At 61.4% G+C, this 12,826-nt stretch carries 11 protein-coding genes; 8 read left to right on the top strand and 3 right to left on the bottom strand.

The window, feature by feature from the left end:
• Positions 1 to 76: 76 nt before the first annotated feature.
• Together RPE78_RS00685 and RPE78_RS00680 are read left to right on the top strand one after the other, a co-directional pair.
• Positions 77 to 658, top strand: a complete 582-nt coding sequence (locus RPE78_RS00685; protein WP_339107610.1) for a DUF1190 domain-containing protein — start codon at positions 77 to 79, stop codon at positions 656 to 658.
• A 151-nt stretch (positions 659 to 809) separates the two neighbouring features.
• The gene (locus tag RPE78_RS00680; RefSeq protein ID WP_339107609.1) at positions 810 to 1,502 is read left to right on the top strand and encodes a DUF1236 domain-containing protein; all 693 of its coding nucleotides are present in this window, start codon (positions 810 to 812) and stop codon (positions 1,500 to 1,502) included.
• Positions 1,503 to 1,836: 334 nt separating this feature from the next.
• Here the strand turns inward: RPE78_RS00680 and RPE78_RS00675 are convergent, their stop codons facing one another.
• Positions 1,837 to 2,583, bottom strand: coding sequence for a DsbA family protein (locus tag RPE78_RS00675; protein WP_339107608.1), 747 nt, complete (start codon positions 2,581 to 2,583; stop codon positions 1,837 to 1,839).
• Between the two features lie 169 nt (positions 2,584 to 2,752).
• Between RPE78_RS00675 and RPE78_RS00670 the strand changes: the two genes are divergently transcribed.
• The 6 genes from RPE78_RS00670 (at position 2,753) to RPE78_RS00645 (ending at position 10,808) form a co-directional block, all read left to right on the top strand.
• Positions 2,753 to 3,898 carry a pyridoxal phosphate-dependent aminotransferase gene (locus RPE78_RS00670; RefSeq protein ID WP_406720955.1) on the top strand — a complete coding sequence of 382 codons (1,146 nt, stop codon included), beginning with the start codon at positions 2,753 to 2,755 and terminating at the stop codon, positions 3,896 to 3,898.
• Between the two features lie 68 nt (positions 3,899 to 3,966).
• Complete coding sequence (locus RPE78_RS00665) at positions 3,967 to 5,229, top strand: N-acetylmuramoyl-L-alanine amidase (protein ID WP_406720954.1); 1,263 nt, start codon at positions 3,967 to 3,969, stop codon at positions 5,227 to 5,229.
• Between the two features lie 173 nt (positions 5,230 to 5,402).
• Positions 5,403 to 7,964, top strand: coding sequence for a PBP1A family penicillin-binding protein (locus RPE78_RS00660; protein WP_339107605.1), 2,562 nt, complete (start codon positions 5,403 to 5,405; stop codon positions 7,962 to 7,964).
• A gap of 96 nt (positions 7,965 to 8,060) precedes the next feature.
• On the top strand, positions 8,061 to 9,188 hold the full coding sequence (gene prfB / locus RPE78_RS00655) for a peptide chain release factor 2 (RefSeq protein WP_339107603.1): 1,128 nt from the start codon (positions 8,061 to 8,063) through the stop codon (positions 9,186 to 9,188).
• A gap of 242 nt (positions 9,189 to 9,430) precedes the next feature.
• Positions 9,431 to 9,994 (top strand): adenylate kinase, encoded by a 564-nt coding sequence (locus tag RPE78_RS00650; RefSeq protein ID WP_339107602.1) that lies wholly within the window; start codon positions 9,431 to 9,433, stop codon positions 9,992 to 9,994.
• 67 nt (positions 9,995 to 10,061) lie between these two features.
• On the top strand, positions 10,062 to 10,808 hold the full coding sequence (locus tag RPE78_RS00645) for an SDR family NAD(P)-dependent oxidoreductase (RefSeq protein ID WP_406720953.1): 747 nt from the start codon (positions 10,062 to 10,064) through the stop codon (positions 10,806 to 10,808).
• 54 nt (positions 10,809 to 10,862) lie between these two features.
• On the opposite strand, the gene RPE78_RS00640 is transcribed toward RPE78_RS00645, so the two are convergent.
• Together RPE78_RS00640 and RPE78_RS00635 are read right to left on the bottom strand one after the other, a co-directional pair.
• A complete protein-coding gene (locus tag RPE78_RS00640) occupies positions 10,863 to 11,363 on the bottom strand; it encodes a polymer-forming cytoskeletal protein (protein ID WP_339107598.1) in 501 nt (166 codons plus the stop codon).
• On the bottom strand, positions 11,353 to 12,666 hold the full coding sequence (locus tag RPE78_RS00635; RefSeq protein ID WP_406720952.1) for a DUF5930 domain-containing protein: 1,314 nt from the start codon (positions 12,664 to 12,666) through the stop codon (positions 11,353 to 11,355). The genes RPE78_RS00640 and RPE78_RS00635 overlap by 11 nt, the downstream gene beginning before the upstream one ends.
• Between the last annotated feature and the right edge of the window lie 160 nt (positions 12,667 to 12,826).

Below are 12,826 nucleotides of genomic sequence, written 5' to 3'. Positions count from 1 at the left end.
GCCGCGGACCTGTGATATGGGGCCTTATGCCGTGCGTGCTCGGGGCTCCGATACTGTTTGATGAAGGACCAGATTGATGAAGAAACGCTCACGCTATGTTGCCCTGACCATCATGGGGGCTGCCGCCTTTACGCTGGCGGGGTGCAAGGAGGAAAAGGTCGATGCACAGGCTTTCCCCGATCTGGCCTCTTGCGAGCAGGCGGCAGGCGCGGGGGGCGACTTCACCGCCGAGCAATGCCGCACCGCTTTTGCCCAGGCGCAGGAGCTGAACGTGGAATCCGCCCCGCGCTATGACAGCCTGCAGGTCTGCGAAGAGCAGCACGGGGTCGGGAATTGCGGTAGCGAAGAAGAGGCCACGGGGCATCAGGGCAGCGGTATGGGCGGGATCTTCATGCCGCTTCTAGCAGGCTATCTGATCGGCAATATGCTGGGCGGGCGCGGCTCGGCGCAGCCTTTGTATCGTAACGGGCAGGGGGGCTATACCAATGCCGACCGCTCGGCCAGCTTCTCGACCAATAACGGCAAGGCCAAGCTCAGTCAGGGGCTGTTCAAGAAACCGGCCACGACCATCGGCAAGGCGCCGATGACCCGTGCTACGGCGGTTTCGCGCGGGGGGTTCGGGACCAGCTCCAGCACCAGCCGCAGCTTTGGCGGCTGAGGGCGCTGGCCGGTTCCCGCCGATGGCTTGAGAATCTTGTGAACGGTTTGCGGGGAACGTCTCTGCCCGAATGCGGGTTGTTTGTACAAATCGCAGCACAGCGCCGGATCGGTGCGCAGCGGCTGCGACGGGTAAGCTTAGGAGATAGAAGATGTTCAAGAAAACCACGATGACCGTTGCCGCATTCGCCACGCTTGCAACCGCAGGTCTGGCCACCAGCGCCTCGGCGTTTCCGGCCATGCTTGGCACCGACAGCTCGCTTCGCGCAGGGCCGGGGGCGGATTATCAGGTCAGCTCGACCGTGCCGCAAGCCGCCAATATCGAAGTGGATGGCTGCATCTCGACCGGCAGCTGGTGTCAGGTCAGCTATGGCGACAATACCGGCTGGACCCCCGCGTCGAATATCGCGATCCATGAGGGGAACAACATCGTCTATCTGGCCGATCGCCCGAAAAATGTCGATGTGAAGACCATCGAGATCAAGGATAATGGCAATGGCCAAGCGGCCGGTGCCTTTGCCGGTGCCGCCGCAGGTGGGGCGGCAGGCGGCGCCATTGCCGCAGGCACGGTGATCGGCGGGCCGGCTGGTGCCGTTGTGGGGGCGCTTATCGGGGGCGCGCTGGTTGGCGAGGCCGCCAAACCCGAGCCCACCACGGTCACCTATGTGCAGGAGCATCCGGTTGATCCGGTCTTCCTGAAAGGCGATGTGAAAACCGGCGCGAAGCTGCCCGATAACGTGGCATTGCAGCCCGTGCCCGACAGCAAATACGCCTATGTGAACGTCAACAAGGAACCGGTTCTGGTGGACCCGCATAGCCGTGCCATTGTCTATGTGTTCAACTGATCTCCTCTGTTGAGGAAAATCCGGAAGCTGGCCCTCGGGCCAGCTTTCTGCTGTGTGGTCCGGAGCACTGATCCTGTCGGACGGGGCCGCCATCCAGATGGGCAGGCCCGAATGGCAGAATCCGCAAAAGCCGCCCCGCAGAGGACCGCTCCGGCTTGCCGCCTGCCAAAGGCCAGAGAGCTGCCTGTTCTGGGGCTTCCGATTCCCCAGTGTCGCGTGCGGTGGAAGGCCTGGGGCAATCTCTCCCGAAACTTGCCATCAGGACCGGCGCTGCGTCTTATCGCCGCGCCAGACATCAGTGCCAGAAATCGGTGCCAGTTACAGCCGCGCCTGTTCAGCCGCGCTGATCGGCGACGATCTTTTTCATGGCCTCTTCCGGCGCATAACCGCGCAGCATCTCGTCGCCGATCACAAAAGACGGGGTACCGGACAGGCCCATCCGCTGGCCAAGCGCGTAATTCGCCTCGATCACCTTTTCAACCTCGGGCGAGGCGGCGGCTTTCTGGATCGCATCGCCGTCCAGATCGAGCTTCTTGGCCAGCGCCGAAAGGCTGTCATCGGAAATATCGCCACGCAGGGTCATCAAGGCGTTATGGACCTTCTCATACGCCTCATCGCCCGCGACCTGCTTGGTGGCAATGGCAAAACGCGCAGCCTTTACCGAGGCGTCGCCCAGAATAGGGAATTCCTTGACGATGAAACGGATATGGCCATCCGATTTCAGAAGCGCGTTGATTTCGGGATAGGCCTTCTTGCAATAGCCGCAGCGGTAATCCATGAACTCGACAATCGTCACATCCCCATCGGGATTGCCGCCCACCCATGACTCGGGATCATTGGTCAGCTCGTCTTCATTGGTCGCAATCAGTTGCTGGTCATTCTGCGCGATCTGGGCGTTCTGCTTTTTTTCAAGCTCGTTGATCGCCTCCATCAGGACTTCGGGATTGTCCATTAGGTAATTGCGCACGGCCCGTCCGAAATCGGCGCGTTCGCTATCGGTCATCGACCCCAGATCAAGCGCGCCTGCGGGCTGGGCCAAAAGCGCAGAAAGGGCGAAGGCGGGAAGGAGTTTGCGGGTCATCTGGGTCCTCTGTCGATCCTTGGTCCGGCGCCACAGACCGGCGCGGGAGGTTGGCGCCCACACTGGCGCAAGCGCGGCGGCGGGGCAAGGGGGGGTACAGCCTTTGCATTGACCTATGGCAGCGGCTGGCCTATCGCGGCGGGGTCGAAGCCTAAAATGGAGCCCCACCATGCGTTTCTCAACCCGCGGACAAGTTGATCCTTTCATTGCGATGGATGTGATGGAGGCCGCCAGTGCCGCCGAAGACGCAGGGCGCGATATCGTACGAATGGAGGTAGGCCTTCCCTCGACGCCTGCACCTTCGGGCGCGCGCAAGGCGCTGGCCAAGGCGCTGGACGATCAGGCGATGGGCTATACGGTGGCCTTGGGTCTGCCTGCGCTGCGGCAGGGGATCGCGGGGCTGTACAAACGTTGGTACGGGGTCGATCTCGATCCGGCGCGGGTGGTGGTCACCTCGGGCTCCTCGGGCGCGTTCGTACTGGCATTCTCGGCGCTGTTCGACGCGGGCGACAAGGTTGCTCTGGGCGAGCCGGGCTATCCCAGCTACCGCCAGATCCTGCGCGCGATGTCGGTGGAACCGATGGGCATGCCGACCAGTGCCGAAAACCGCTATCAGCCGGTGCCTTCGGATATCCCCGAAGATGTGCAGGGGCTGATCGTGGCCTCGCCGGGCAATCCGTCGGGCACCATGCTGGGCAAGGCTGAACTGAAGGCGCTGATGGATCTGGCCGAGGCACGCGATTTGGCTTTTATCTCGGACGAGATTTATCATGGCCTCCATTACGAGGACCGCGCGGTGACGGCGCTAGAGGTCTCGGATCAGGCCTATGTGGTCAATTCCTTCTCGAAATATTTCTCGATGACGGGCTGGCGGGTCGGCTGGCTTGTGGTGCCCGAAGACCATGTGCGCACGGTCGAGCGTCTGGCGCAGAACATGTTCATCTGCCCGCCGCATGCCAGCCAGATTGCCGCCCTTGCCGCGCTGGACTGCATCGACGAGCTGGAGGCCAATCGCGCCGCCTATGCCGAGAACCGCCGCCTGATGCTGGAGGCGCTGCCGCAGATCGGCTTTGACCGGATCGCGCCGCCCGATGGGGCCTTCTATATCTATGCCGATGTCGCGCATCTGACCGATAACTCGCTGGCCTTTGCCGAAGAGATCCTGCGCGAGGCAGGGGTTGCCGTGACCCCCGGGCTGGATTTTGACCCCGCGCGCGGGGCCACGACGCTGCGGTTTTCCTATGCGCAATCGACCGACCGCATCCGCGAGGGGCTTGCACGGTTGCAGAGCTTCATGGCGCAGCGTGGCAAGTGAGCACTGACTTTCGGGGGGCGCTGCGCTAAGCTCGCCCCGAACAGGATACAAGAACGGAATCGGGCAGAATGCGGAGATCGGCGCAGCCGTGTCATGGGCGCTTGGCGCTTTTCTGGGTCATGGCGCTTTGGGCGTTTCTGGCGGGGTGCGGGCTGGCGCAGGCGCAAGACAGCCGGCTTTCGGCGCTGGCGCAGCTTGATCCGGCGCGCAGTGGCATCACCGGCGATGCAACGCAGACGGATCTGCGCTTGGGGCTGTCGCAGCCTGTCGCGTGGCGGGCGTTCTTGCTGGATAATCCGCCGCGTCTGGTGGTGGATTTCCGCGAGGTCGATTTTTCCGCACAGGATCCGGCGGTGATGCTGGGCAAGGGGGGCAAAAGCGGCGCGGTGCAGGTGCTGCGCTGGGGGCCGTTCCGCCCCGGCTGGTCGCGTCTGGTGGCCGAGCTGTCCGGCCCGATGAAAATCGCGGCCGCGCAGCTGCGGACCGGCGAGGCGCCGGAACTGGATATTTCGCTGACTCCGGTCAGCAAAGACAAATTCGAAACAACGCAGGGCGACCCGAATTCGGCCTTGTGGGATTTGCCGCAGCCGGCGCCGGTTCCGGCTCCGATCCTGCGCCAAGATGGCTCGCGCCCGCTGCGGGTGGTGCTTGATCCCGGTCATGGGGGCATTGATCCCGGTGCGGAGGCGGAGGGCACTTCGGAGGCGGTGCTGGTGCTGACCTTCGCGCGCGAGCTGAAAGAGGCCCTGACCCGCGCGGGGATCGATGTGGTGATGACGCGCAACGAGAATGTGTTTGTGCCGCTTGAGACCCGTCTGACGATTGCGCGCAAATCCGAGGCGGATCTGTTCATCTCGCTGCATGCCGACGCGCTGGCCAGCGGGAAAGCCACCGGAACGGCGATCTATATGCTTGACGAGAAAGCCACCGACGACGCGTCGCAAAAACTGGCCGAGCGCCATGATCGCGCCGATATTCTGGCCGGTGTCGATCTGGACGGGCATGGCGATGATGTCGCACGGGTGCTGATGGATCTGGCGCGCACCGAGACGCGCCCGCGCACCGTGCGTTTTACGCAGGTTCTGGTGGGAGCACTGAAATCGGCGGGGGTGACGCTTTACAAACATCCCGTGCAGGGGGCCGATTTCTCGGTGCTGAAATCCGCCGATTTCCCTTCGGTGCTGATCGAGCTGGGCTTTCTGGACTCGGAACGGGATCGCAAGCATCTGCTGGATGACAGCTGGCGCAAAACCACGGCCGCCGCGATCACGCAGGCAGTGCAATCCTGGGCGCAATCGGATGCGGCAGAGGCAAGACTTTTGCGCCAGTAGCCCTATAAATGACGCTGAATGCTGTAGAAACGCCGCTCACATAGCCGAGATGTGAGCGCGATCTTGCCGCGAAGGCGTATAACTTGTTTTGACCCCGCAGGCCGTGGCGGCTATAGGCGGGCAGAATTGCGGTTTTCCGCGATAAACGGGCATCCCCCGGTAAGGAGCGAACCTTGATCCGATTTATCCTGTCCTTCTTCGGCAGCATCTTTTCGTGGATTGTTACGGCGGTGTTCTTCGCCGCGCTGACGGTCGGGGCGATCTTCTGGATGTATTCCCGTGACCTGCCGAGCCATGATCAGCTTTCGCAATACCAGCCCAAGACGATTTCGCGCATCTATAATGGCGACGGGCGCCTGATCGACGAATTCGCCACCGAGCGCCGTCTGTTCGTGCCGATCGACGAAATTCCGCCCATCGTGCAGGATGCCTTTGTATCCGCAGAGGACAAGAATTTCTGGCACCATGCGGGCTATGATCCGGTCGGGATCGCGCAGGCCGTGTTCGAGGCGGTGCGCACCGGCGGCCATGACGTGCGCGGGGCCTCGACCATCACCCAGCAGGTGATGAAAAACTTCCTGCTGTCTTCGGACCGGTCGGTCGAGCGGAAGATCAAGGAGCTTATTCTGGCCTCGCGGGTCGAACATGCGCTGCCCAAGAAACGTATTCTGGAGCTCTATCTCAACGAGATCTTCCTCGGCCAGAATTCCTATGGTGTGGCGGCGGCGTCGCTGACCTATTTCAACAAGCCGCTGTCGGAACTGAAGCCCTATGAGGCCGCGACACTGGCCTCGATGCCGAAAGCCCCGTCGAATTACCATCCGGTGCGCGATATGCAGCGGTTGAAGGACCGCCGCAACTATGTGCTGCATGAGATGTGGCAGAACGGCTATATCTCCGAGGCAACCTATCGCGAAGAGCGTGAATTGCCGGTGAAATCGGTGCAGAACGGGGATTACGCGCCGTTCCGCGACCAGATGCCGCCGCGCGACTATTTCACCGACGAGATCCGCCGCCAGCTTTCGCGCAGCTTCGGTCAGGACGAGTTCTTCTCGGGGGGGCTGACCGTGCGCGCAACCGTCGATCCCGAGATGCAGGCACAGGCCGGACGCGCCCTTCAGCATGCGTTGGAAGATTATGACCGCAGCCGGGGTGTCTGGCGGGGCACGGGGGTGACCATTCCGGCGGACAAGCTGAAAAACGAGGCCGATTGGCGCGCGGCGCTGGCCGATGTGCGCAGCGATAAGGTGCCGCGCGATGTCGAGGGCTGGATGCCTGCCGTCGTGCTGTCTGTCGGCAAGGAAGATGCCCGCATCGGCATCGAGGGGATCAAGGAAGAAGGCAATGGCAACTGGATCCCCGCCAAGGATGTGCAATGGGCCCGCAAGCTGAACGAGAACGGCAAGCTGGGTCCGAAGGCGCGTGTGGCGTCGGATCTGGTGAGTGTGGGCGATGTGGTGATGGTGCGCGCCATGACCTCGGACAGCGATGGCAGTTTCATCCGCTGGACGCTGCGGCAGGTGCCGCAGGTGGAAGGGGCCTTCATGGCGATGGACGTGCATACGGGCCGTGTGATCGCGATGCAGGGCGGCTTCTCCTATCAGTCGACCGTATTCAACCGCGCCACGCAGGCGATGCGCCAGCCGGGCTCGAACTTCAAACCCTTCGTCTATGCGGCGGCGCTGGATTCGGGCTTTTCGCCCGAGACGGTGGTGGTGGACGCCCCGATCGAGGTGAATACCCCGCAAGGCCTGTGGCGTCCGAAGAACGCCTCGAACAAATATTACGGCCCGACCCCGATGCGGACCGGTCTGGAACAGTCGCGTAACCTCATGACCGTGCGGATCGCGCAGGAAATCGGCATGGATACCATTGCCAATTATGCCGAGCGCATGGGCGTCTATAACCCGATGAAGAAGTTCCTTGCCAACGCGCTCGGGGCGCAGGAAACCACGATGTTCAATCTGGTCTCGGCCTATGCGATGTTCGCGAATGGCGGCAAGCGGGTGGAACCGACGCTGGTGGACCGTGTGCAGGACCGCTATGGCCGCACGATCTACCGCCACGACCAGCGCGTCTGTGACGATTGCAGCGCCCAGACCCTGCCTGCGGGCGAGGGGCCGCGGATCGAGTCGAATTCCGAGCAGGTGGTCGATCCGATCACCGCCTATCAGATGATCTCGCTCATGAAGGGCGTGGTCCAGCGTGGTTCGGGCCGCGGGGTGAATATCAGCGTGCCCGTCGCGGGTAAAACCGGCACGACCAATGATGCAAAAGACGTGTGGTTCACGGGCTTTACCTCGAATATCGTCGCGTCGTGCTATATCGGCTATGACAATCCCAAAGGGCTGGGGGCGCATGCTTTCGGCGGGACGCTCTGTGTGCCGGTGTTCAACGAATTCATGAAGGAAGCGGTCAAGAAATATGGCGGCTCCGAATTTACCGTGCCGCCGGGCGGGCATTGGCAGAACTTCAACCGCTTCACCGGCGAGATGCTGCCGCCGGGGGCGTCGGGCGATTATGTGCAGGCCGAATATCTGCGCGAAGGCCAGAGCATTGCCGGTATGGGGCTGGTGGTTGATGGCGGCTTCGGCATGGGCTCCAACCTGCCGCTCTTTGCGCCCGGGGAAAGCGACGAGGGCGGGACATCTGTCACCACCTCCTCCGGCAAGACCGCGATCCTCCCCAAACAGCGCGCGAATTTCGGCACAATCAGTGCCGGCGGGCTATACTAACATCACAGGCCACGGATTTTCGGCCCCTTCGACAACTTGTCGAGGGGGCCTTAAATCTGTATGACCGGCCAGAACAGGAAAAGGACAGGTTTCGACATGCGCGCCGAGACGCAGAACATCGTTGAACAGATCAAGAAATCGCTCGACCTTCTGGGGCAGCGGATGGACCTTGAAACGGCTCCGCACCGGATCGAGGAATTCAACGCCATGATCGAGGACCCGACGCTGTGGGACGATCAGGCCCGCGCGCAGAAGCTGATGCGCGACCGTCAGGCGTTGTTGGACAAATACGAGACCTATCAGCGCATCAAGCAGGAGCTTGAGGACAATATCGAGCTGATCGAGCTGGGCGAGATGGAAGGCGATTCCGATGTCATCTCGGAGGCCGAGGCCGCGTTGAAGGCCCTCAAGGAAGAGGCTGCCGCCAAGGAGCTGGAAGCGCTTCTGAATGGCGAGGCCGATGGCAATGATACCTATCTCGAAGTCCATTCGGGCGCGGGGGGGACGGAAAGCTGCGACTGGGCGTCGATCCTTGCGCGGATGTATGTCCGCTGGGCCGAAAAGAAGGGCTATGAGGTCGAACTTGAATCCGAGACCGCAGGCGAAGAGGCGGGCATCAAATCCGCAACCTACAAGATTTCCGGCCCCAATGCCTATGGCTGGCTGAAATCTGAATCCGGTGTGCACCGTCTGGTGCGGATTTCGCCCTATGACTCGGCGGCGCGTCGGCATACCTCTTTCAGCTCGGTCTGGGTCTATCCGGTGGTCGATGACAATATCGAAATCGAGATCAACCCATCGGATATCCGCATCGATACCTACCGGTCTTCGGGCGCGGGTGGCCAGCACGTGAACACCACCGACTCTGCGGTGCGGATCACTCACTTGCCGACCAATATCGTTGTGACCTCCTCGATGAAGTCGCAGCACCAGAACCGTGAAATCGCGATGAATGCGCTGAAATCGCGTCTCTACCAGTTGGAGCTCGACAAGCGTAACGCCGCGATCAACGAGGCGCATGAGAATAAGGGCGAGGCGGGCTGGGGCAACCAGATCCGGTCCTACGTGCTGCAGCCCTACCAGATGGTGAAGGATCTGCGCACCGGACACGAGACTTCGGACAGTCAGGGCGTTCTGGATGGCGATCTTGACGGGTTCATGGCCGCGACGCTGGCAATGGGCGTCGAGGGCAAATCCCGCGCCGATGCGCAGGCGGCGGATTAAGACCGGCTTTGTTTAAGCACCGAATCTTAGGTGCCTAATCACGCGGAACAGGGAGGGCGAAGGCTCTCCCTTTCTCATTTTGGTGAACCGGATCTCAAGAAAACTGATCGAATTGCATAAATTTATGCTGCAGGACAGCATCGTGAACAAACTGGTAATTGATTTTTGAACGATGATCGGGAAGATTATGAACAAGAGATGACTGCCTACAGGGCCCTTTAACGGGAAATTAGGAGGCCTTCATGAAACCTAGAATTTACATCACCGGTGCTGCGGGTGCGGGTTCGACATCGCTTGGTCAGAAGATCGCGCAGACGCTTCAGGTTCCCTATATCGATACGGATGACTGCTATTGGGCCGAAACCGAGGTGCCCTTTACCTGTAAACGCGAGATTGGCGAGCGCTGCGCGCTGATCGAAAAGGCGCAAGGCAAAGGCGGCCCCGAAGGCGGATGGGTTCTGGCCGGAGCCGCCGATGGCTGGGGCGACGCTATTTTACGGCAGGCCGATCTGGTCATTTTCCTGCGCGCGCCTACGCCTTTGCGACTGACCCGTCTGCGCAAGCGCGAGGTTCTGCGCTATGGCACGCGGGTGGCACCGGGCGGCGATATGGAGCAGATCTACCGCACCTTCCTGAACTGGGCGGCCAGCTACGACGACCCCTATTTCTGCGGACGTTCACTGAACCGCCACCGCGACTGGCTGGAAAGCCAGCCGGTGCCGGTGCTGGAGCTGTCCGGTGCGCGTCCGATTGCCGAACTGGAACATGACGCGCTGGCCGAGCTGGAGCATCTGGTCGCGGCCTGAGTGACGGATTGTCTTTTGGGCGGAACTCCTTTCCCCTCAGCGCGTAGGGCAGGAAAGGAGCAGTATCATGGACTTCAACGGAAAAACCATCTGGCTGGTGGGTGCAAGCTCCGGCATTGGCGAGGCGCTGGCGTTCGAACTGGCACAGCGCGGCGCGCGGCTTGTGCTGTCGGCGCGCTCCGAAGCGCCCCTGCAGGCGCTGCAGCAACGGCTCGGGCCGCACCATGCGGTTCTGCCCGTGGATCTGGCGGATAGGGCCGGGGTCGATGCGGCATGTCAGGCGATCTTACCACTGGTCGGGCAGGGGCCTCTGGACGGGATGATCACCACCGCCGCGCTTTACGATCCGGGGCTGGTGCGCGAGATCGATTGGGACAAGGCCGAGCAGTTGATGCGCGTCAATCTTCTGGGGACGCTGGCTTTTGCGCAGGCCGCCCCCGCGCTGTTACGCAAAGGCGGTCAGCTGGCGATTTTCGGTTCGGTTGCAGGCTATTTCGGGTTGCCCAAGGGGCAGTTCTATTCGGCCTCGAAAGCGGCTGTGATCAATCTGGTCGAGAGCCTGCGGGTGGAATATGCGCCCGATATCGATGTGCGGCTGATCTCGCCCGGTTTCGTCAACACCCGCCTGACGCAGAAAAACCAGTTCGACATGCCCTTCATCATGGAACCCGAGGCCGCGGCAAAGGCGGTCGCGGATGGTCTTGCAGGCCATCGCTTCGAGATCCATTTCCCCAAGCGCCTCACGCTCGGGTTGAAGCTTTTGCAGCTTTTGCCCTATGCGTTGTCGCTGCGGCTGACAAAACGTCTTCTGTAAACGCAAAAGGGGCAGCGCGATGGCTGCCCCTTGCAGAATGCAGGACTGCGGTGATCAGTCTTCGCTGCTAACCGGCGGAGCCAGTTTCGGCGTGACGTCGCCCGATTGCAGCGGGTCTTCCTGACGCTGCACGGACCCTTCGAAATGGGCACCGGATTCAATCGCGATGGTTTTGTGGATGATGTCGCCTTCGACCTTTGCGGTCGAGGTCAGGCGCACTTTCAGGCCACGCACGCGACCGATCACACGGCCATTGACCACGATATCATCTGCAACGATTTCGCCGCGGATGGTGGCGGTTTCGCCAACGGTCAGCAGATGCGCGCGGATGTCGCCTTCAACAACGCCCTCAACCTGCACATCGCCCGTGGTGCGGATGTTGCCGGTGATGGTCAGGTCGGAAGACAGCACCGAAGCACCGGGCTTGGCGCGGGGCGCACCACCGGGAGGCGGCGCGAAATCGCTTTTGCGCGGCGGCAGGCCTGCATCGGCCTTGCTTGCTTCGGGTTCGCCGGATTTGGTGCCGGGCTCGTGGATTTTGCTTTTAGAAAACATTCTTTGCAGCCTTGATGAAGGTCATCGGATCAACGGGTTTACCGCCTAACCGGATTTCATAGTGCAGATGCGGTCCGGTTGACCGTCCGGTATTTCCTGTATCACCGATCAAATCGCCTTGCGAGACCTTTTGCCCTTTCTGCACGCGGATTTTGGACAAATGGCCATAAACGGTCGAAACACCGAATTCATGCTGGATTTTGATCACCTGACCATAGCCATGTTCCCATTCGGCGGCGGTGATCACACCATCGGCAGGGGCATAGACATGGTTGCCGATGGGCAGCGCCATATCGACACCGGCATGCAGACGGCCCCAGCGGTAACCGAAGGGCGAGGAATAGCGGAACTGCGATTTCAGCGGCAGCTGGAAGGGCAGCTTGTCGGCGGCGATGCGATACATGTTGATCTCATCGAGCTTTTGCAGGATCGACGCCGCGCGCTTGTCATCCTCGGTCAGGGAGGCGGGGCTTTTGGAGGACATCGACACGCTGCCCAAAGGGCCGCCCGTACCGGAATAGCCCTTGCGGATCTCGCTCAGGATCTTGTCGGTGTTCAGCCCTGCCTGTTTGAACATCTTGTCGAACGGCGCCATCGAGATGGTCACCGCATCTTCAAGCGTGGCGAAAATCTGGTCATTGCGTTGTTCAAGCTGGCGTTTCTGGAGCGCAAGCTGTTCGGTTTCCTGCCGTGCATCCTGCGCGTCCTGCGTTGCACTATCGCGTTCGGTCGCGATTTCGCCCAGAGCGTTGGACAGCATCTGCACGGTTTCCGACATATCGACATTGCGCGCAGCGGGGCTGCCTTTGCCATCCTTGCCCTGCTGCAATCCGGCCAGCTGGGTCTTGGCAGCGTCACGTTCGTTCATCACGCGGCGCAGGGTCTGCTGCACCACCTTCAGGCCGGTTTCCAGCTCGCGGCGATGTTCTTCGGATTGCAGAAGCGCCGATTGCATCTGCGAGACCTGACCAAGCGCGGTCTGGAACCGCTCCTGCGCCGCCAGCGCCTCGGAGGCGCGGCTGTCGCGTTCACGCGCAAGGCTATCAAGGCGGTGTTCGAAGGCCTTTTGCGAAATGGCCGCCTGCTGCGCCGAGGAGCCTTCGGAAATATTGTCGATAAACAGAAGCGAGCTTGCCACGATGGACCAGCCAAACAGCACCGCCCCGACAGCCAGCACCGAAGCCTGCGTCAAAGGGCGCAGGCGCACAAAGCGGGTCGAGTCATCCGATTTCATAAAGAGGCGCTGCTCGGGGAGCCAGCGCTCCAGGGCAGAGTTGGTACGATCCAGTAGACGTCGGGGCAAAGGCTTGGGTCCTGCTCTTCCTGAGGGCCACATCGCAAGGGCGAGGCTGTGGCCGAATTGTCACCTGTGCGACATGAAGTGGTTGATAGATCTTGCGCGAGGCACGAAACCGATTAGCAACCACGCGGCCCATCTGACAACCTGATTCCTTGCCTGCGCG

The sequence above is a fragment of the Thioclava litoralis genome (assembly GCF_045278885.1).
GTDB lineage: Bacteria > Pseudomonadota > Alphaproteobacteria > Rhodobacterales > Rhodobacteraceae > Thioclava > Thioclava litoralis.
This window is presented reverse-complemented; position numbering and strand designations above follow the sequence as displayed.